Annotated in this window: 16 protein-coding genes; 6 read left to right on the top strand and 10 right to left on the bottom strand. The window is 71.7% G+C overall.

What is annotated here, in order from left to right:
• Positions 1-50: 50 nt before the first annotated feature.
• Complete coding sequence (locus WME76_RS13435; protein WP_437960523.1) at positions 51-1016, top strand: DUF4423 domain-containing protein; 966 nt, start codon at positions 51-53, stop codon at positions 1014-1016.
• Between the two features lie 73 nt (positions 1017-1089).
• Here the strand turns inward: WME76_RS13435 and WME76_RS13430 are convergent, their stop codons facing one another.
• Positions 1090-1761: a cyclase family protein gene (locus tag WME76_RS13430; protein WP_437960522.1), complete on the bottom strand. Its 672-nt coding sequence runs from the start codon at positions 1759-1761 to the stop codon at positions 1090-1092.
• A gap of 303 nt (positions 1762-2064) precedes the next feature.
• On the opposite strand from WME76_RS13430, the gene WME76_RS13425 reads away from it, so the two are divergent.
• Positions 2065-3792 carry an ABC transporter substrate-binding protein gene (locus tag WME76_RS13425; protein ID WP_437962110.1) on the top strand — a complete coding sequence of 576 codons (1728 nt, stop codon included), beginning with the start codon at positions 2065-2067 and terminating at the stop codon, positions 3790-3792.
• A gap of 47 nt (positions 3793-3839) precedes the next feature.
• On the opposite strand, the gene minC is transcribed toward WME76_RS13425, so the two are convergent.
• The gene (gene minC, locus WME76_RS13420; RefSeq protein WP_437960521.1) at positions 3840-4679 is read right to left on the bottom strand and encodes a septum site-determining protein MinC; all 840 of its coding nucleotides are present in this window, start codon (positions 4677-4679) and stop codon (positions 3840-3842) included.
• Positions 4680-4900: 221 nt separating this feature from the next.
• Here minC and WME76_RS13415 point away from each other — a divergent pair, with 221 nt between their 5' ends.
• Positions 4901-5680 (top strand): hypothetical protein, encoded by a 780-nt coding sequence (locus WME76_RS13415; protein WP_437960520.1) that lies wholly within the window; start codon positions 4901-4903, stop codon positions 5678-5680.
• Between the two features lie 16 nt (positions 5681-5696).
• On the opposite strand, the gene WME76_RS13410 is transcribed toward WME76_RS13415, so the two are convergent.
• The 4 genes from WME76_RS13410 to WME76_RS13395 all read right to left on the bottom strand — a co-directional run bounded on the left by WME76_RS13410 (position 5697) and on the right by WME76_RS13395 (position 9614).
• Positions 5697-6269, bottom strand: a complete 573-nt coding sequence (locus tag WME76_RS13410) for a hypothetical protein (protein ID WP_437960519.1) — start codon at positions 6267-6269, stop codon at positions 5697-5699.
• Positions 6270-6271: 2 nt separating this feature from the next.
• Complete coding sequence (locus WME76_RS13405) at positions 6272-7630, bottom strand: hypothetical protein (RefSeq protein WP_437960518.1); 1359 nt, start codon at positions 7628-7630, stop codon at positions 6272-6274.
• Positions 7627-8580, bottom strand: a complete 954-nt coding sequence (locus WME76_RS13400; RefSeq protein ID WP_437960517.1) for a hypothetical protein — start codon at positions 8578-8580, stop codon at positions 7627-7629. The genes WME76_RS13405 and WME76_RS13400 overlap by 4 nt, the downstream gene beginning before the upstream one ends.
• An 80-nt stretch (positions 8581-8660) precedes the next feature.
• Positions 8661-9614: an STAS domain-containing protein gene (locus WME76_RS13395; RefSeq protein ID WP_437960516.1), complete on the bottom strand. Its 954-nt coding sequence runs from the start codon at positions 9612-9614 to the stop codon at positions 8661-8663.
• A 174-nt stretch (positions 9615-9788) separates the two neighbouring features.
• Here WME76_RS13395 and WME76_RS13390 point away from each other — a divergent pair, with 174 nt between their 5' ends.
• Together WME76_RS13390 and WME76_RS13385 are read left to right on the top strand one after the other, a co-directional pair.
• Positions 9789-10640 carry a DUF350 domain-containing protein gene (locus WME76_RS13390; RefSeq protein ID WP_437291151.1) on the top strand — a complete coding sequence of 284 codons (852 nt, stop codon included), beginning with the start codon at positions 9789-9791 and terminating at the stop codon, positions 10638-10640.
• Positions 10637-11881, top strand: a complete 1245-nt coding sequence (locus WME76_RS13385; protein WP_437960515.1) for a glutathionylspermidine synthase family protein — start codon at positions 10637-10639, stop codon at positions 11879-11881. Before WME76_RS13390 ends, WME76_RS13385 begins: the two co-directional genes overlap by 4 nt.
• 67 nt (positions 11882-11948) lie before the next feature.
• Here WME76_RS13385 and WME76_RS13380 read toward each other — a convergent pair whose 3' ends face one another.
• Entirely contained in the window at positions 11949-14720 is a 2772-nt protein-coding gene (locus WME76_RS13380; RefSeq protein ID WP_437960514.1) for a DUF2961 domain-containing protein, read from the bottom strand.
• A gap of 289 nt (positions 14721-15009) precedes the next feature.
• On the opposite strand from WME76_RS13380, the gene WME76_RS13375 reads away from it, so the two are divergent.
• Positions 15010-16131 carry an ADP-ribosylglycohydrolase family protein gene (locus WME76_RS13375; RefSeq protein ID WP_437960513.1) on the top strand — a complete coding sequence of 374 codons (1122 nt, stop codon included), beginning with the start codon at positions 15010-15012 and terminating at the stop codon, positions 16129-16131.
• Here WME76_RS13375 and WME76_RS13370 read toward each other — a convergent pair.
• From WME76_RS13370 to WME76_RS13360, 3 genes are read right to left on the bottom strand one after another with little or no spacing between them, the layout of a single operon-like run.
• Positions 16112-17053: an ABC transporter permease gene (locus WME76_RS13370; protein ID WP_437960512.1), complete on the bottom strand. Its 942-nt coding sequence runs from the start codon at positions 17051-17053 to the stop codon at positions 16112-16114. The two genes, WME76_RS13375 and WME76_RS13370, sit on opposite strands and share 20 nt — an antisense overlap.
• Positions 17050-18552 carry a sugar ABC transporter ATP-binding protein gene (locus WME76_RS13365; protein ID WP_437960511.1) on the bottom strand — a complete coding sequence of 501 codons (1503 nt, stop codon included), beginning with the start codon at positions 18550-18552 and terminating at the stop codon, positions 17050-17052. The genes WME76_RS13370 and WME76_RS13365 overlap by 4 nt, the downstream gene beginning before the upstream one ends.
• 7 nt (positions 18553-18559) lie before the next feature.
• The gene (locus tag WME76_RS13360) at positions 18560-19579 is read right to left on the bottom strand and encodes an ABC transporter substrate-binding protein (protein WP_437960510.1); all 1020 of its coding nucleotides are present in this window, start codon (positions 19577-19579) and stop codon (positions 18560-18562) included.
• Positions 19580-19731: the final 152 nt, after the last annotated feature.

Here is a 19731-nt window from a genome sequence, read left to right as displayed (position 1 = left end):
CGCACATTCCATACCGCAACAAGGCCTATGGATGTGCGAACCTGCGAGACATGGACCACGAATCCCTCGCGCAGGAGCTGATCCGCGCCCTCCGCGGCCGGCGCTCGCAGCGCGCCTTCAGCCGGCGGCTCGGGTTCCGCACCAACGTCGTCTACACGTGGGAGTCCGGGCGGCGATGGCCCACCGCGGCCACGTTCCTCGCGGCGGCGCGGCGCGCTGGTGTCGACGTCGCGGGGGCGGTGGGGCGCTTCTTCCCGTCGCTGCCGGCGTGGCTCGCGCACGCCGACCCGGCGTCGGCCGAGGGCGTCGCGGCGCTCCTGAGCGAGATGCGCGGGATGTCGCCCATCGTGGACGTGGCGCGGCGGGCGGGCAGGAGCCGGTACGCTGTCGCGCGCTGGCTCGCGGGCGAGGCCGAGCCGCGGCTGCCGGACTTCCTGCGGATGGTCGAGGCGTGCTCGCTGCGCCTGCTCGACTTCGTGGCGCTGTTCGCGGACCCGGCGGCGCTCCCCGCGGTGAGCGCGGCGTGGCGCACGCTGGAGGCGCAGCGCCGCGCCGTCTACGAGGAGCCGCTGCTGCCGGCCATCCTGCTCGCCCTGGAGATGCCGTCGTACCGGGCGCTGCCGCGGCACGAGCCGGGGTGGATCGCGCGGCGGCTCGGGTTCCCCGCCGAGGACGAGGCGCGCTGCCTGGAGCGGCTCGCCGAGGCCGGCCAGATCCGCAAGAGCCGCGGGCGGTGGAGCGTCGCGCCGATCCGGACCGTGGACACGCGCGCCGACCCGGACGCCGAGCACCGGCTCAAGTGCTTCTGGGCCGGCGTCGGGCTGGAGCGGCTCTCGCGCAAGGCGGAGGGGCGCTTCTCGTTCAACGTCTTCACCGTCTCCGAGGCCGACCTCGCGAAGCTGTCAGAGCTCCACGTGAGCTATTACCAGAACATGCGCGCGGTGATCGCCGAGTCACGGCCACCCGAGCGCGTGGTCGTCGTGAACCTGCAGCTCTTCCCGCTGGACGGGCAATGAGCCGCTCGCGGCGATGCGGCGATGCCGCCGTCCCTCGATCGGGCGATCCCGCGAACCGCGCGAACCGCGCGACTCACAGGATCGCGAACGCCCGGACCGGGAATGTCCCGAAGGCGCGGACCTTCACCGGGACCGCGAAGAGGCGGGCTCCGGCGGCGGGGAGCTGGTCGAGCGCGGTCATGTGCTCGCAGATCGGGATGTCCGCGCCGAGCAAGATCGAGTGGACCGGCCGCGTGGGGTCGGCGGTGTCGTCGATGTTGTAGGTATCGACGCCCACGAACGCGACCCCCGCGCCGGCCAGGAGCTGCGCCGCGTCCCGCGTGAGGAACGGATGGCCCTCGAAATAGCGATCCGTGCGCCAGTGCGCGCTCCAGCCGGTGCGCACGAGGACGGCCTTCCCGGCGAGGTCGAGCCCGTCGAACGCGTCCGCGTCGATCGCCCGCGCGGACCGGTCCCGCCCCTCGACGACCACGCTCTCCAGATCGGCGAGCGACTCGAGCCGCAGGTCCGCGAGATCCTTCCCGTCCGCATAGCGATGGAACGGGCTGTCCAGGTACGTCCCCGTGTTCGCGACCATGTCGATGCGGCCGATGTGGAATTCGACGCCTTCCGCGTACACCTCGCGCGACCGCTCGCGCGAGAGGAAATCGCAGATCACCGGGGCCGGCACACCCCTGTATGTCGTCATCCCGTGCTCGACGGTGTGGCTCAGATCGACGAGGCGTCGTGATAGAGGGGTGGTCACGGTCCGCTCCTTGGAGGGGCTCGACGCGACCGAGCCCCCGGCGCCCGGTCCGATGCCGGGCCGCCGCCAGTTTCGCGATACGGCGCGAGGAGGTCCAGAAATCGGGTAAGTTGACATGCTCGCACATCCACCGATAGAGTGTGAAATCGGGGATGAAGCCCTCGACCGAGGCACCTTGGGGCGGGCGCCTTGCGGTGACGCCTCGGCGGAGGCCAGGCTGGAAGTGTTTCCATTGCAATGAATCATCGCAGGGGAGCCGGAATCGCGCGTGTGGAGAACCTTATGCCTGCGGTGAATCGAGCCATTCCCCGTCGCGCTTTCATCCTGTCGGCGCTGGTCCTGTCTGCCGGCGGCGCGGCGGGCTGCTCGTCCAAGGAGAGAGCGGAGGCCACCCCGGTCGCGCCGGACCAGGGGGCGCAGGCGTCCACGCCGGCGCCGCTGCCGGCGGAGGCGCCCCCGAAGGGCGCCGCGATGGTCACGATCGCCAGGGAGCAGCAGGCGACCTGGGTGCGCAACTTCAATCCCCTGCTCCCCGAGGGGAACTCGCGATTCCCGACCGTCGCCGGCATCTACGAGCCGCTCCTCATCTACAACACGATGAGGAACGAGTACACGCCGTGGCTCGCGACGAAGCACGCGTGGAGCGAGGGCAACAAGAAGCTCACGTTCACGATCCGGTCCGGGGTCAAGTGGTCGGACGGGCATCCGTTCACGGCGAGGGACGTGTCGTTCACGTTCGCGCTCCTCAGGAAGCACCCGGCGCTCGATCTGTCGGGGATATGGAAGTTCCTCGGCGGCGTCACGGCCGAGAGCGAGAACGTCGTCGAGTTCACGCTGAAGCGGCCCTATGTCCCGGGCCTCAGCTACATCGGTCACCAGCCGATCGTGCCGGAGCACAAGTGGAAGGACGTCGCCGACCCGGTGACGTACCCGAACGAGAACCCCGTGGCGACGGGGCCCTTCACCGAGGTGAAGACGTTCCAGAACCAGGTGTACGAGCTCGGCAAGAACCCGAATTACTGGCAGGAGGGCAAGCCGGCGGTCGAGGGGCTGCGCTTCCCCGCGTACCCGGGCAACGATCAGGTCATGCTGGCGCTCATCAACGGCGAGATCGACTGGGCGGGCGCCTTCGTGCCCGACATCGAGCGGGTCTTCGTCGAGAAGGACCCGGCGAACCATCATTACTGGTTCCCGCTCGTCGGCGGCGCGGCCACGCTGTACCCGAACTCCACGAAGAAGCCGTTCGACGACGTGCGCGTGCGCAAGGCGATCAGCATGGCGATCGACCGGGAGCAGATCGTGAAGCTCGCGGCCGACAACTACACGCACGCCGCGGACGCGACGGGGCTGGACGACTCGTACGAGCGGTTCCGCAACGAGAAGGCGGTGGCGGCGGGCGACTGGGTGACGCTCGACGTGCAGAGGGCGAATCAGATCCTCGACGAGGCGGGCTACCCGAGGGGCGCGGACGGGATCCGGACGAGGAACGGCAAGCCGCTGCGCTTCGAGATCAACGTGGTGAGCGGCTGGTCGGACTGGGTCCGCGCGGTCCAGATCATCGCGCAGAACCTGCAGAGCGTGGGCATCGACGCGTCGATGAGGACGTACGACTTCAGCGCGTTCCACGAGGCGCTGCAGAAGGGCGCGTTCGATATGTCGATGGGGTGGACCACGGTGGAGCCCACGCCGTACAACTTCTACCGCGATCTCATGAGCGCGGAGCTCGTGAAGCCGGTCGGCGACATGGCCGCGCGCAACTGGCACCGCTTCGGCGCGAGGGAGGCCGACACGCTGTTCCACGCGTTCGAGGCCGCGACGGATCCCGCCGATCAGAAGCGCATCCTGGACGCGCTGCAGATGATCTTCGTGCAGACAGCGCCGGTGATACCGCTCTTCATCAACCCGTCCTGGGGCGAGTACAGCACGAAGCGGTTCACCGGGTTCCCCACCCTGAGGAACCCGTACGCCAAGCTGACGCCGAACAACCCGCCGGAGTATTTGCTCGTCCTGGTCGAGCTCCGGCCGAGGTGAGCTCCCTACAGGCGCCGGTCGCGCGGCCGTGAGGGCTCACCCGGAGATCACAGCCGCGTGATCACGAGGCCGTCGTTCTGCACCGAGATGCGGGCGGGCTTGCCGCGGTGCTCGTCGGGGATCTCGTCGGCCATGAGGTAGCGGCCGGCGATCGAGACGAACTCCGCCTCGAGGCTCATGCAGAAGATGCTCGCGTCGGCGTTGTTGTGGGCGCCGGCCATGGCGCGGCCGCGGAGCGGGGCGTAGACGTGGATGTTGTCGTTGGCGATGAGCTCCGCGCCGGAGCTGACCGGCGAGAGGACCACGAGGTCGCCGTGGGGCACATAGATGACCTGCCCGCTGCGCACCGGGTGCCGGACGGTGAGCCCCGCGGGCGGCGGCTCGGCCGCGTCGGGCGGCGGCGCGGCCTCGCGCGGGCGCCGGGCGGGCCCGGCGGGGCCGCGATCCGGGGCTGACCCGGCCGAACCGCGCTCCGCGGCCGCGGGCGCCACGGCCACGGGCGCCGGCGTGGGCGTGTTCCCCTCGGCCGACGGCTGGCGCGTCGAGCGCGAGAGGGGCGTCCGCAGGACGCCGAGGCCGGCGGCGACGGCGCGCTCGCGCTGGGCGTCGGTCGGGTTGCGCACCGCGATGGGCACGAGGTTGTGCTTCCTGAGGATCTGGGCGAGGGCGCCGAGGTCGACGTGCTCGTCGCCGAGCGCCTCGAGGTCGAGCAGGATCGGCAGGTGCAGGAAGAAGTGCGGCATCTGCGAGATGTGGTCGGCGAGCTGACGCTCGACGGCCGAGACGTCCGCCGTCTTCAGACAGAGCATCGTGATGGCGGGCATCGTGCCCTTGAGCGCAAACGCCTGCTGCTCCTGCCGCTTCTCCCCTCGCCTGCCCGACACCATCGCTGTCCTCGCTCGCAAAAAGGTGCTTCCGCGGCGGCACTGTAACCCGGAACCGGGGGCGCGCGCCGGAAAAACCGGCCGGCTCGCCGGCCCGGAGCCTGTTGGCGCGCGCCGGAAAACCGGCCGGCGCGCCGGGCGCCGCTGCCGGCGCGCGCTCGCGTCCACGGCCGCGCGCCGCTGGTTGGCTGGCCCCCTCGGAGGGTGCTAACGGTGGTTTGGCCATGCCCACCGCGCGCCGCGCCTCCGTACGGCGGCTCGATGATCTCGATCTCCGCGGGACCTCCTCCCCCTCCCCGCGCGCGGGCACGCCGCCCGTCGACGCGCTCGACCGCCACTTCGCCCTCGAGATACCGCGCGTGTTCTCCGAGGAGGAGCGCGCCGCGCTGGTCGCCGGGGTCCGCGCCGCCCGCGCCGAATGGACCGCCGACTTCGGAGGCGAGCAGTTCTCGCTGGGGCGCGCCTTCTACACGCACCTGGAGACAGGGCGCTCACGGCTCTATTTCGCCGACGCGGCCGCCTCGGACGCGCGCGTCGAGCGCCACCTCCCCGGCCTCCAGCGCCGGATGCGCGAGCTCGTCGCGGCGCTCACCGGCGGTCTCGCGCAGCCCCGGCGCGGCTTCTGCGGGCCCGGCGTGCACATCTTCCCCGCCGGAGAGAAGGTCGCGCGCGAGGGGGGCGTCGTCCACTTCGACACGGAGGGGCTCTCCGACTACCACCTTGCCCGGCGGCGCCGCGCCATCACCGTGGTGGTGATGCTCGATCTCCCGGAGGCGGACGGCGGGCTCAAGCTGTGGGACGTCCTCTACGACGGACGCGACGATCCGGGCGGCGAGGCCGCCTCCGCCCGGAGCCTCGTCGCGCGCTACAGCCCGGGAGGCGCGCTCGTCATCGACAGCTACCGCCTCCACCAGATACAGCCCTTTCCAGGCGACCGCGACCGCATCTCCGCCACGGTGCACGCCGCGGAGATCGACCGTGGGCGCTGGGAGACGTGGTTTTGAACGGAACGCCGCGGGGCTACACGATCTGCCGCAGATAGTGGAACTTGGGATCCTTGAGGTCCTCGGCGGTGAGCGCCCAGCCCTCGTCCCGCGGGATCAGGTAAATGACGTCCGACGTGACGCTGGCGAAGCTCACGTGTCCGAGGTTCTGGAGGATGTGGCCGAACACGTCGCGGCGCCAGAGGCGATCCTTCGGGACGTTGCAGACCGCGCGGAGCATCCGGTCGGTCGGCGAGCCCTGGACCAGCAAGAACGCCATCGTGAAGGTCAGGTAACGCGGCTGGCCGCGGTACACGTCGGGCGTCCCCGAGGGGCCCTTGCGCGCGCCCTCCTCGGTGATCATGCCGCGGGACCACATGCCGTAATCGTTGAGCGCGCGGGAGTCGTCGTCGAAGTAATCCCAGCACCCCTTCTCGAGGACGTTCAGGTTGTGGAGCAGCGCCACCTGCGCGCGGCGGTACTGGTGCCACTTCTGGTTCAGGCTCATCGTCTCGCAATGGCCCATGATCGACTCGTGCAGCGTGCGCTGGAGGGGGCTCCCGGGGTCCATGCGCGCGCAGACCTCCATCGCGAAGATCGAGTGCTCCACGATCAGCCTCCGTACCCGCCCGAAGCCCGGTTCCACGAGCCGCTGCGGCTGAGCGCCGCGCCGAGGATCGCGCCGGTGCCGAGCGCCACGACGACAGGCACCGTCCCGAAGGTCTCCGGGACCGGCGGCGACCCGCCGAGCGCGCTGCTGCTCGCGAACGGCGTCGCGCGCGACGTCGGCATGTACTGCTTGCCCGGCCGCCGCACGGCCGGCTCGACCGGAGCGGGCCGGGGCGCCGGGCCCCACGGATAGTCCACCCAGAACCATCCGTGCGACGCGGCGCGGCCGCCATAATGGTACGGAGGCCACTCCTCGGTGGCGTTCGCTGGGCTCGCCTCTGCGGGATCGGCGGAGAAGATGTCCGCGGCCATCAGGCCCACGTCGATCTGGCGCATCCGGCAAGCGACGAAGTCATCGTTGAGGTCGTCGGACTCGGTCGTGACCATCTCCGTTGGGACGACATAGAGCACGTGGCGGATCCCCCGATCCCAGAGCGCATCGGCCGCCGGCAGCCTCGCGACATACCGGTTGTCGAACTGCGTCGCGTCGTCCGAATAGGCCGAGAGCCGCTGCCGGTCGAGCACGAACATCGTCGCGCGCGGGTTCGGGTACGAGCGGGCGAAGAGCGGCTGGTAGTACGCCGCCGCGGCGAGCGTCAGGTGCGCCTTGACGACGCCGCGGGGGTGCGGCCAGTTGTCGAACGTGAACACCGGCTCGAACGCCTCCGCCGCGCCGGCGGCGAAGGCCACCGACTCGGGGCCGTCCAGGTCCACGATGACCACGATGTCTCGACGAAGGCCGCTGGTCGTGCGGGCGGCGAGGAGCAGGGACGCGAGCGCCTTACCGCTCCGGTACGCCCTGTCCATCGCCGGCGTGAAGATCGGCCGGAGCACCGTGCCGAGCGGCGCCACGGGCGCCGGATCGCCCTGGGGGACGCTCGTCGGCGTCGCGTACGGCGCCTCGAACAGCGAGGGCACGTAATAGGCGCGCAGCGACTCGTCCACGGGCCTCAGGTCCGTGGACATCCTCGCGAGCGCCCCCTGGTCGAACGGCTTCTTCGACTCGCCGTCGAACGTCACGCTCTCCTGCGCTGCGCCGAAGCTCCACCCGAAGCTCCGCTGCATGTCGAGCGCGCGCTTCCTCTGGACCTCGGTGTCGTCGTCCGAGCACCCGTCCGCGGCCACGGCGATCGCGGCCGCGACCCCGGCGAGCCCGACCGCGCCGAGCGCGATCATGATCGCGCTCCGCCGCGAGGCGTCCTTCGGCGCGTCCGCGAGGCCCTGGTGCCACCAGCGCGCGCCCACGATCCCGGGCTTGTCGAGCACCTCGGCTCGCTCGAACGGCTCATCCAGCTTGCTCACGCGGCGGCCTCCCCGGCGTCGCGAGGCGCGCGCGCGGTCGACGGCGGCGACGGCGGCGACGGCGGCGGCGGCGGCGGCGCGGGCCTCACGCCGTTGTCGCGCCGGAGCGCCTCGAGGAACCCCGGCGCGAAGGTGCCGTCGATGCGCAGCGAGTACCTGAAGAAGGGATCCGCCTCGACGCCGTGGTAATCGTGATCGTTGAACCAGTAAGCCCGGCCGGCGACAGGCGTCTTCCGCTGCGCCTGCTCGTCCCATAGAAATAGGCGCTTGTTGCCCAGAGGACACAGCGTGATGAAATGGTCGGGCTCACCCTGCGTCCCCTCTCCCCGCATCCCCTCCCCGTCCCGGTGCACCGTGCCGTGGTCGTTCGCCTCGAGACCCATGATGTTGCAGCGCCCGATCGACGAGAACGGCAGTCGCTTCACGTGGGCGATCGTCCTCGGGAAGAACGACCGCGCGAGCCGGGTGAAGTCCTTCCCCTCGCTCCGGCTCTTGTCGCTCCAGGTGCGGTTCGGGATCAGCTCGACATAGACCTTCCAGGGGAAGTAGACCCCGTGGCGGAACTTGAGCCACAGCATCTGTCGCCGCGAGAGCGGGAGCTCGCGCTCCTCGCCGAACTCGAGCGCGTCGCGCGCGGAGACGTCGATCGCGGCGGGGTCGTCCGAGAGGCGCTGGAACGTGCGGAAATCCTCGTCGCTCAGGCCGCGGATCACCTCACCGTAGTCCGCGAGCGCCTCGCCGACGCGCGACGGCGGCATGATGCCCATCGCGCGGTGGCTGCCGCCTGTGTAGTCGATCGGCACCTGCGTGAGCCCGAGGCAGATCTCCTCGTGGATCTCGTCGAGCGCGGAGAGATCGAGGTACGGCTCGAGGTCGATGTAGGGCCGCGCGAAGACGCCCTGAATGCCCTGAATGCCCTGGGTGGCTGATTCGCGAGGAGGTTCGACCATGGGTGCGCCGCGGGAGCCGGGCCGCCCTCGCCCGGGAGGCCTACCCATATCACAAAGGGCGGTCCGCCCCGCAAACCCGGCTACTCGGCCCCGGGGCGGCGGGACAGCAGGCGCCGCAGCCCCTCCTGCAGCGTGGCGAACGTCGGGACTCCCTCGAAATCGAGGCCGCACTCGACGAGCATCCGCGCCGTGTGGCCCGAGATCCCGACGATCATGCACTGTGCGCCGAGGAGCGCGGCGGCGCGCACCGTGTCGCGCAGGTGCCGCGCCGCGGGCGCGTCGATCTGCGGCACGCCGGTGACGTCGATGATGACGTGCTCCGCGCTGGTGGCCACGATGCTCTGGAGGAGCACGTCGAGGACGCGCGCGGCCCGGTCCGGGTCGATGTGGCCGATCAGCGGCACGGCGAGGATGCCGCTCCAGACGCGGAGCACGGGCGTGGACAGCGCGGTGATGGCGCGCTGCTGCTCCTCGCTGATCCGGAGCTGCTCGGCCAGCTCGGCCGTCCGCTCGACGACCGCCGCCTCGAGCTGCTGTTTCTGGGCCCGCAGCTCGTCCTCGGAGTGCATGAGCTCTCCGACGTCCAAGTGGAGCTGGATCACCTCGCGCGGGCTCGCAGAACCCTTCACAGGGATCAGCGCCGAGGCGACCCAGCGGGCTGCGCCGTACCCGATCAACGCGACGGGATCGTACCGGATCGTCGGCAGCCTCGTGGCCTCCTCGTGGTGGAAGGCCCGCTCGACGAGGGGCAGGAACCCGCCCGCGGCCACCTGCGCGTCCTCCAGGAGGGAAAAGCTGCCGTGGATTTCCTCCGGCCGGAGCCCCCAGAGCTCGTCCCAGCAGGCGTTTGCCTCCGCGCTGTAGCCGTCGCGGTAGATCTGGACGCTGACGACGCCCCCGTCGTAAAGCGCCTGGAAGCGGCGCGCGGGGCCCTCGAGCTCGGCGACGCGCCGCCGGAGCTCCTCGTTCTCGCGCCGGAGCTCCTCGATCGTCTGCGCTTCGTGAGAGGCTCCGGTGGATTCGGTGGGTTCCATGCTCGTCCGTACGGTCCGGCAGCGCTGGCCTCGCGTGCTCGACCTCGCAGCAGCGACGCCGGGGACCCGGGGAGACCGGATATCGGAGTCACGAGGACATCGCAAGCGGCAGCGTCGAGACTGTACGCGTGCCCACGTAGACGAGTCATGGCGCGTTCTGTAGCGTGCGGGGCCATGGAACTGTCCTACGTCATGGGGTTCGGGCTGGGCACCACGCTCGCTCTGCTCGCCCTCCTGCGCATCGGGCAGCGCATCTTCTCGCCGGCGCACACGGTCGCGCGCGACCTCGCCGAGGGCAACGCCGCGCGCCGGCTGCTCACGGTGGGCCAGGTGCTCGCGGTGTTCCTCGTCGCCGCGAACGCCGTCAAGAACTGCCTCGACGGCTCCGGCTTCGCGCGCGATCTGCTCTGGGTGAGCGCGTTCGCGGTGGTGGGGCTCCTCCTCGTGATCGCGACGGGCCAGCTCGGGATCCGGCTCCTGCTCCGGGCGCGGCTCCCGGCCGAGATCGAGCGGGGCAACGCGGCGGCGGGCCTCGCGGCCGGCGCGCACTACGTGGCGACCGGGCTCATCACGTCGCGCGCGATCGCGGGGAAGGACCTCGGCGATCTCGCGATCTCCCTCGGCTTCTTCCTGCTCGCGCAGGTCACGCTGCACGTGTTCATCTCGCTGTTCCGAGCGCTCACCACCTACGATGACGCCGAGCAGATCCAGGGAGAGAACCTCGCCGCCGCCCTGAGCTACGCGGGCGCCACGATCGCCGTGGCGATCCTCATCGCTAGGGCGCTCGAGGGCGACTTCGAGGGGCTGTTCGTGTCGCTCAAGGGCTATGGCGGCGTGCTGCTCTACCTGTTCGCCCTCTACCCCGTCCGGCAGCTCCTCGTGCAGAGCCTGCTGCTCGGCGCGCCGCTCTCGCTGCGCGGCGGCCGGCTGGACGCCGGCATCGCGGCCGAGCGCAACGAGGGCATGGGCGCCCTCGAGGCGGCGACCTACCTCGCGACCGCGATCGCCATCGCGCGCCTCCTATGAGCGACGCTGTCCGCGCCTACGACGCGTTCGCCGCGAAGATCGTCGAGACGGGCCTCATCACCGACCCGTGGGTGGACGGCGCGCCGCGCTTCCGCGAGGAGCCTGTGTTCGTCACGGCGGCGGAGCAGCGCGCCCTGTACCGGGCGGCCGAGGAGGTCGCGGCCGTCTACAACGAGCTCTGCCTGCTCGTCGCGGACGAGCCCGCGCTGCTCGACGACTTCTTCTGTCTCACGCCCTGCCAGAAGGCGATGTGGCTCTCGTCGCAGCCGCTGTGGCACGGCATCGCGCGCGCGGACGTGTTCCTGACGGACGAGGGCCCCGCGATCGCGGAGCTCAACTGCGATACGCCGACGGGCGAGGCGGAGGCGGTCGTGCTGAGCGCGCTCGCGGCGCCGGACCACCCCGGCGCGCGCGACCCGAACCGCGAGCTCGGCGGCAGGTTCTGCGCGATGGTGGAGGAGGTCGCCCGCGCGCTGCTCGGCGAGGGCGCGACGCGGCGCCTCGGCTTCGTGTATCCGACGGAGTTCACCGAGGATCTCTCGGTGATCCGCCTCTACCGGCGCTGGCTCGAGGAGCGCGGCCACGCGGTGATCCTCGGCTCGCCGTACAACCTCGGCCACGACGAGCGCGGCCTGTCGCTGTTCGATCTCCCGTTCTCGGTGCTGCTCCGCCATTACAAGACGGACTGGTGGGGAGAGCGATCGAGCGTGTGGACCGACGAGCAGATCCCCGACCCGGAGCCGCTCGTCGGCCCGCTCGGCGCCGTGCTCACCGCCGCGGCCGACGGGCGCGTCGCGATCCTGAACCCGCTCGGCGCCGTGCTGCCGCAGAACAAGCGGTCGATGGCGTTCATGTGGGAGCACATCCATCGCTTCTCGCCGCACGCGCAGTCGGTGATAGAGCGCTACATCCCGGTGACGTCGCGGCTGGAGACGGTGCACCCCGAGCTGCTCCTCGCCCAGCGCGAGGAGTGGGTCCTGAAGAGCGATTACGGCGCCGAGGGAGAAGAGGTGATCCTGGGGCGCCACACGCCCGATCATGTCTGGCGCGCCTCGCTGGCCAAGGCCCGCGAGGGCCGGTGGATCGCCCAGCGGTACTTCGCCGCGCTGGAGAACGAGCGGCGGGAGTCGGTCAACTACGGCGTCTACCTCATCGCCGGCGAGGCGTGCGGCCTCTACGCGCGCGTCCAGGCGGGGATGACCGACGCGACCGCCCTGAGCGCGCCGGCCCTCGTGCGGTAGGGGTACGCCGTAGCGGACAGCGTACGGCGGGGCGTCCCCGGCGAGCCGGAGGGCCGGTGCGCCCGGCTCAGAGGCCGAAGAGCTCCTGGAGGAACACGCCGCCCTTTCCGGGGCCTGCGTGCGTGAAGAACAGGCGCCCCTTGTCGAAGTCGCCCCCCTCGGCGACCCACTCGGCCGCGTGCGCGCGGAGCCGGGCGATGGGGCGCGGCGGGAACGCGAACGGCGAGCGCGAGCGGTGGACGAACGTGGCGTCGTGATCGACAGGGTAGCTCGTGAACGTGAGGTAAAACCACCCCTTGCGCTCGAACACGAACGGAGACTCGGTGTGACCGCTGTTGGGCATCGCGGTCTCCGGCCCGAGCGTGAGCGCCATGGCCGGCGGGCTCCAGCGCGCGAGATCCGGCGACGTGCGGTAGGCGACCCCGCTCAGGGGCGACTCCCGCGACGCGCAGCGCGTGTAGTAGATCACCCAGAGGTCGGCGAGCCGGACGAGCATCGGATCGCGCGCGACGCAGATGTCCTCGAAGAGCGTCCCTCCCTCGCGGGTCCAGGTGAGCCCGTCGCGCGAGCGCGCCATCCGGAAGCCGGAGCGGTCGGGGTCGTGCGTGCCCACGTGAAAGACCATGACCAGGCTGCCGTCGCGATCCCGGACCACGTGCGGGGCCCAGATCCAGCGCTCGTCGGCGAGGGCGCGGGCGGCGACGCGCTCGGGAGCTAACGAGAAGCTCGGCGAGGCGGCCTCGATCCAGCGCTCCGGCCCGGGGCCGGGCGCCGTGGCGAGGACGAACTCGCGCTCGAGCTCCGACCGATACGGCTCTTGACGGAAGATGCCTGTGAGGATCCACCGGCCGTCGGGGAGCTGGAGGATCGAATGGTCGTTCACGTAGAACGGCCCCCCGGGGAGGTCATGGGCGTCGAAGATCTTCACGGCCGGGCCCTGCGTGAGCTGCGGCGCGGGAGGTCCGGAGAAGAACCGCAGCGTGTAGCTGCTCTCGCTCCACGGCGCGGGGGAGCCCGTCGCGTCGATCTCGAGGACCGGGCGCCTGTCTCCACCGCATTCGCCAGGGAGCAGGTCGATCCAGAGCGCGTCCTCGGCGAGCGGCCGGACGGGGTTCGCCAGCATCTCGTGGATGACGCCGACATCCCGCCCGTCGAGCCGCACGCGGGCCGTCTGGGGGGCCTTCTCCGCGGAATACGCGCGGAGGAGCAAGAGCCCGCGCGCGTCGGGCGGGCACTGGACCTCGATCCGGGTGATCCCGCGGCCCTCGCGGAGCCGGAAGCGCCGCCGGGGCGCCGTGCGCTCGGCGTCGACGGCCGAGCGCGCGAGGCGCCGCGGCCCTCGCACGCGGACCTTCTGCTCGCCGATCACCCGGTGATCCGAGAATGCATAGGCGAGGCCGAGCGAGCGCACCCGCAGGGGCGCATAGGCGCCAGTCGGCCCGGCCTCCATGCCGAAGCGCATGCCGGAGCGGCTCACGATGGGGTCGGCCACGTGCAGGCGGTACAGGGAATGCTCGAACCGGGCGTTCCTCCAGTCGTCCTCGGGTTCGTGGACGATGAAGCGGAGCTGGCCGCTGAAAGGATTGCTGTGCGCGCCGATGAAATAGAACCCCCCGTTATAGTAGTCCTCGGTGCCGGTCCCGATCTGGAGGGGATACGACATCCCGTCGGTCCGGATCATCTCGTCCCCCTCGAGGTACAACCGGTCGCCGAGGCGGCCGCCGCCGAGGTGCTCGAGGAGGGCGACGAACTGGAGCGGCTCGTCGCTCTCGAAGAAGGGCATCGTCGTCTCGCGTCCAGGGGCCTCCTGATCGCGGTAGTGCGCGAGGAGCCGCACGCCGGGGCGCGCGGGCGCGAGGGTGACGGCCGCCTCGATTCCCGCCATCTCCCCCCCTTCCGCGACCTCGATCGAGAGCGCCTCTCCCTCGGCCAGCGGAATGGGCAGGCGGGTCGCGAGCCTGCCGGCGCCCGAGGCGTCGGGCGCCCGGGCGGCGTGCAGCGCGCTCCGGAAGGTGGACCATCCGCCGTCGGCCTCGGTGCCCGTGCTGGCCAGGCCGAAGAAGAACGACGCGGGTACGGGCGGCTGCCCGCCGATCCGCACCACCAGGTCCTTCAAGCGCCCGGCAGGGATCAGGAGGTCGAGGCCCGATACCGTCGCGGGGCCTGTCGCCAGGACGAGCGGGGCGCCGGGGCGCGGGCCCTGGCGGCGCGATCGCGCGGGCAGGGCGGCGGTCCAGTCCTCGGCCATGAACCGCGCGAGCTCCTCGGGGGTCGGACCCGACGCGGCGCCGGGGCCCTCGCGGTAGGTGACCTGGTAGTAGATGGGAACGCCCCGGAAGCGGACCTTTGCCTCGCTGGACCACGCGAAGGGGACATAGCTGGTGAACGCGCCCGAGCTCGCGTCGATGCCGAGCGCGAGCGGCGATCTCCAGGGGCCCCGGCCCTCGAAGAAATCGTGGGGTGACCCGCGAAAGACCGTGTGTCCGTCGATCTCGATCCAGAGCTCCTGGTCCGGCTTGTCGAGCTCCGCGCGCGGGGCCGTCATCCAGATCCGCGTGATCCTCCCCTCGCCCCGGGCATGGAACAGGACCCGGTGCTCCCCCTCGAGCGCGACCCCCGCGCGATATCCATCATCGTTGCCGCCCGCAGGGTCGTGCGTTGTCACGCTCCGCGTCATCCACCCGGGATGAAAGGAGAGGAGATCCTCCAGCACCGGATCGATCGACGCGACGTTCGGCGCCGTGGCGACCGGCGCGTCGAGGAGGTCGTGGACCGCGCGGGAGACGGAGAGATCCAGGTGCGCGCCGACGGCGGCCCCGTTGAGACTTCGGGCGCTCATGATCACAACCTAAGGGCAAGACGTCACCGGGGTAGCGGGGACATACGGTATCGCGCTTGCACCACCGCGACGCGAGACCAGGCGCGACGCTCCGGGCGCGCATGTCGACGAGCAATCCATGCGCACTCACGGCGATCGACGGCGTGCCGAAGGTTCATCCCCGCTCGGGGGCTCTGCGCGGTGGAGCGGCCTGCTCCTCGCGCTGCTCTCGCTCTCTCCGCCCGCGGGCGCAGGCAGCGCGCCGAGCCGCGCGTTCGCCGAGCGTGGGGAGCAACGGGAGCCGCCGGGAATGTCCTCCCCGCCGCGAAGGTGGCTCGATCGCGCAGCGTACGCGGAGCGACTCCGCGCGATGTGGGTCGGCGCCTGTATAGCCAACTGGACGGGGCTGCGCACCGAGGGCGTCCGCGTCGGGCGCCCCTTCTTCACCGACGCCGACTGGGGAAAGCCGCTGGGCCGCGACGGGGCGCGGATCGACTTCGTGCTGCTCGACCCCTGCCCGGCCGACGACGACACCGACATCGAATACGTCTACCTGCACCTCATGACCGAGGCGGGGACGCTCTTGCTCTCTCCCGAGGAGATCCGGGACGGGTGGCGCGCGCATATCAACGATTTCATCTGGGTCTCCAACCGGCGGGCGCGCGACCTCATGGAGCGCGGCGTGCTGCCCCCCGCCACGAGCGATCCGGCGCTCAACCCGGAGTCGCTCCACATCGACGCGCAGCTCACCACGGAGATCTTCGGCGCCCTCGCGCCCGGCAGGCCGGAGCTCGCGCTGCGGATCGCCGATCTCCCCATCCGGACCACGGCCTGGGAGCACGCCGCGCACGCGGCGCAGTTCCATGTCCTCCTCTTCTCGCTCGCGGCGACCGTCGATCCGGAAAAGCCACGACGAGAGGAGATCGTGCGCGTCGTCCGCGAGGCCAGGAGCTACTTGCCGGATGCGTCGAAGGCCGCCGACGTCATCGATTTCGTTCTCTCCGGGTATCTGGCGAGCAAGGATCGCGACGACTGGGAGGCCGTCCGCGACGCCATCGCGCGCCGCTACCAGGAGCAAGCCTGGACGCACGGCTTCGTCTATCGCGGGTTCACCGAGTCCGCGATCAACCTGGCGACCGGGACCATGGCCCTCCTGTTCGGCGAGGGGAGCTTCCCGCGCACGGTGCAGATCGGCACCCTGTCCGGGTGGGACTCCGACAACGGCACGGCGACCATGGGCGCGCTCGTGGCGCTCCTCGGCGGGATGGCGGAGCTGCACCGGGCCTTCCCGGGGGCGCGCCTGCCCGAGCGCTACCATGTCCACCGCACGCGCCCCACCCTGCCGGACCGGCTGCCGGACGACCCGGAGGCCGAGGATACGTTCACGGACATCGCGCGGAGGATGGTCGATCTCAGCGCGCGGCCGCGCTGACGCCGCGCGCGCGCCGCGCCCGATCGACGGCGACCGCGACCACGATGATCGCGCCCGTCGCGATCTCCTGCACCCAGCTCGGCAGCCCGAGGTGGACGCCGCCGGTCCGGATGGTCGTGATGAGCAGCGCGCCGATCACGCTCCCCGCGACGCTCCCCTCGCCGCCCGAGAGCGGCGCGCCGCCGATGACCACCGCCGCGATGACCTCGAGCTCGAGGCCCACCGAATCGGTCGGGTCGCCGACCGTCAGCGTCGAGAACTCCATGACGCCGGCGACGCCGGCGAGCAGGCTCGAGAGCGTGTACACAGCGATCTTCACGCGCCCCGTGTCGATGCCGCACAGCCGCGCGGCGGCCTCGTTGCTGCCCACCGCGAACACGTGGCGCCCGAAGCGCATGAAGGTGAGGACGGCGAACACCACGAGCGCGAGCGCCACGGTGATCCACAGCCCGGGCGCGGTGAGGTCGGCCGAGAGCAGCGCGTCGAGCCCGCGCGGATCGGCGTCGATCTTCTGCTCGGACGCGAGCCCCTTGGCGGCGCCGCGCAGCGCGCTCATCGTGCCCAGCGTCACGACGAAGGGCATCATCCGCGCGCGCCCCACGAGCGCGCCGGTGAGGACGCCCGCGAGGCCCGCCGCCGCCGTGGCGGCGAGCGCCGCCGGGAGCGCCGGCACCCCCGCGCGCAGGAGCGTCGCGAGGACGACGGTCGTGAACGCGACGAGCGAGCCCGTGGAGAGATCGATCCCGCCGGTCGCGATGACCAGCGTCATGCCGACGGAGCAGATGGCGACCACCACCGTCTGCCGCGCCATCGTGAGCAGGTTCTCGCTGCGCAGGAAGGTGTCGGGCGTGAGCGCCGCGAAGAGCGCGTAGACGAGCACCAGGGCGACGAGCGGACCGACCCACGGCGGGCGCTTCTTCACGAGGATGCCTCCAGGAGGAGCGACGCCTCCGTCCACGACGACGCGGGCCGCGGCGGCTCGAGGATCCCCCGGCGGAGGACCGCGACGCGGTCGCACGTCGTCACGAGCTCGTCGAGCTGGCTCGACACGAGCACGATCGCCTTGCCGGCGCCCGCGAGCTCACGGAGCAGCGACAGCACCTGCGCCTTGCTCGCAACATCGATGCCGCGCGTCGGCTCGTCGACGAGGAGCACGTCGAAGTCCTCGCGGAGCAGGCGCGCGATCTGGACCTTCTGCTGGTTGCCGCCCGAGAGCTCACCGGCGCGCTGATCCGGGCCCCGGGCGCGGATCGCGAGCCGCTCGATCCAGCGCGCCGCCTCCGCGAGGAGCGATCCCGGCGCGGCGAGGCGCGGCGCGCGCGGGGAGAGCCAGACGTTCTCGGCGATCGAGCGGCCGAGCATCAGCCCTTCCCCGCCACGATCCTCGCTGAGGAGCCCGACGCCGCGGCGAGCCCGCAGCGTGACCGTGCCGCTCCGCCTCGGGTCGAGGCCCGCGAGGATGCGCAGGAGCTCCGTCCTCCCCGAGCCGACGAGGCCGGCGATGCCGAGGATCTCGCCCCGGCGCAGCATCAGCGAGGCGCGCTTCGGCCGCTTCACGCCGGAGACGTCCCTGGCGTCGAGCACCACCTCGCCGCCGTCCGGGATCGCCGCCTCGGGCGCCCCGCTCGCGCGCGCCTCCTCGAGCGCGCGGCCCAGCATCTCGCGGACGATCTGCGCCGGCTCGGTCTCGCGCGGATCGCCCTCCCCGGCGACGCGGCCATCGCGGAGCACCGTGTAGCGATCCGCGTGCGCGCGCACATCCGAGAGGAAGTGCGTCACGAGCAGCACCGCGAGGCCCGCGTCCCGCAGGGTCCGGATGCGATCGAACAGGCGCGCGGCGTCGTCGTGGCCCAGGCTCGACGTCGGCTCGTCGAGGACGAGGAGCCGCGCGTCGAGGCGCCCGTCCTCGCGGAGGCCGCCCTGCGCGAGCGCCCGAGCGAGCTCGACGAGCTGCTGGTCGGCGACGCCGAGCGCGCCGACGCGCGCGTCGAGCGGCACGCGCGCCGGGTCGGCGGCGACGAGGGCGATCGCCCCGCGCGCGACGGCGCGCGCGCGCTCGCGGTCCCGGATCCCGAGCCCCGCGCGCGCGGTCGGCTCGATCCCGAGCATCACGTTGTCGGCGACCGTGAGGTGCGCGCAGAGCGTCCGCTCCTGCGGGACGAGGACGACGCCCGCGCGGCGCGCTTCCTCGGTCGACGCGGGCGCATACGGCGCTCCCCCGAGCAGGAGCGTCCCGGCGTCCGCGCGCTCCATGCCGAGCAGGACGCGCGTCAGCGTGCTCTTGCCCGCGCCGTTCTCGCCGAGCAGCGCGTGGATGCTCGCGGGCGCGATCCGCAGAGAGACGCCCCGCAGCACCGCGTTCTGGCCGAACGCCTTGGCGAGGCCCGTCACCTCGAGGAGGGGCGCGCGCGCACCGGCCATCGGCCGCTCACTCCCCGAGCCACCTGGCGAGATCGGGGCTCACGATCTCCTTCACCGCCGGGTCGTCGAGGTCCTGTCGCGTGACGACGCGCGAGCCCGTGTCGATGCGCTTCTCGACCGGTTCGCCGCGGAGGTGCGTCACCATCGTCTTGACCGCGACGTACCCCATGTTGAACGGGTGTTGCACGACGAGCGCCTCGATGTCGCCGTCGCGCAGCGCGCCGAGGAGCTTCTCCGACGTGTCGAAGCCGACGAACTTCACCTTCCTCGCGACGTTCGTCTTGCGGAGCGCCTGCAGCATCCCGAAGGTCGTCGACTCGTTCGGGGTGAACACCCCGTCGATCGCCCCCTCCGCCGCGTTGAGCGCGAGCAGCAGGCTCTCGCTCCGCTTGAACGCCGTCTCCGTGGTGGCGCCGCCGTACTGGTTCTCGCTCGCGATCGTGACGCCGGGCAGGGCGCGCACCGCGTCGAGGAAGCCCTGCTCACGGCGCTGCGTGCTCGCCGAGCCCTCCTGGTAGCGGAGCATGACGACCCTGCCCTTGTCACCGATCGCCTTGCCGAGGTGCTCTCCGGCGAGCTTGCCGGCCGCGTGATTGTCGGTCGCGACGAAGCTCACGTGCTCGTCGCCGGCAAGATCGGAGTCGAACACGACGACGGGGATCTTCGCCTGCGCCGCCGCGCGCACCGGCGCCTTCAGCGCCGCGTCGTTGAGCGGCGCGAGCACGATGCCGGACACGCCCTGCGCGACGAAGCTCGCGACGACGTCGATCTGGGCCTTGAGGTCGTCCTCCCTGAGCGGCCCCTTCCACACGACGTCGACGTCGAGCTCGCGGGAGGCCTTCACCGCGCCCGCGTGCACGCTCTTCCAGAACTCGTGCGTCGTCCCCTTCGGCACGACGGCGATGCGGAGGCGCGCGCCGCTCCTCGCGGCCGCGCCTGCGTCCGTCGACGCCGCCTCCGACGGCGTCCTGGAGCACGCAGCGAGGAGGGTGACCGCGAGAGCGCACGCGAGGACATTGGCGTTCATCGGCCCGCGGAAGATAGCCGACGAAGCGCGGCGGCGCTCGCGCGAGCCATCGAGTCATGAGCTCGAGCGGTCATGTCCCTGCCCGCGCAAGAGGCGCACGGATGAAACAAGGATTGCCCGCAATGGATCTGTCGCGGCAGGACTGCGTGCTG

The sequence above is a fragment of the Sorangium sp. So ce119 genome, from assembly GCF_051524405.1.
In the GTDB taxonomy this organism is placed as follows: domain Bacteria; phylum Myxococcota_A; class Polyangia; order Polyangiales; family Polyangiaceae; genus Sorangium; species Sorangium cellulosum_G.
This window is presented reverse-complemented; position numbering and strand designations above follow the sequence as displayed.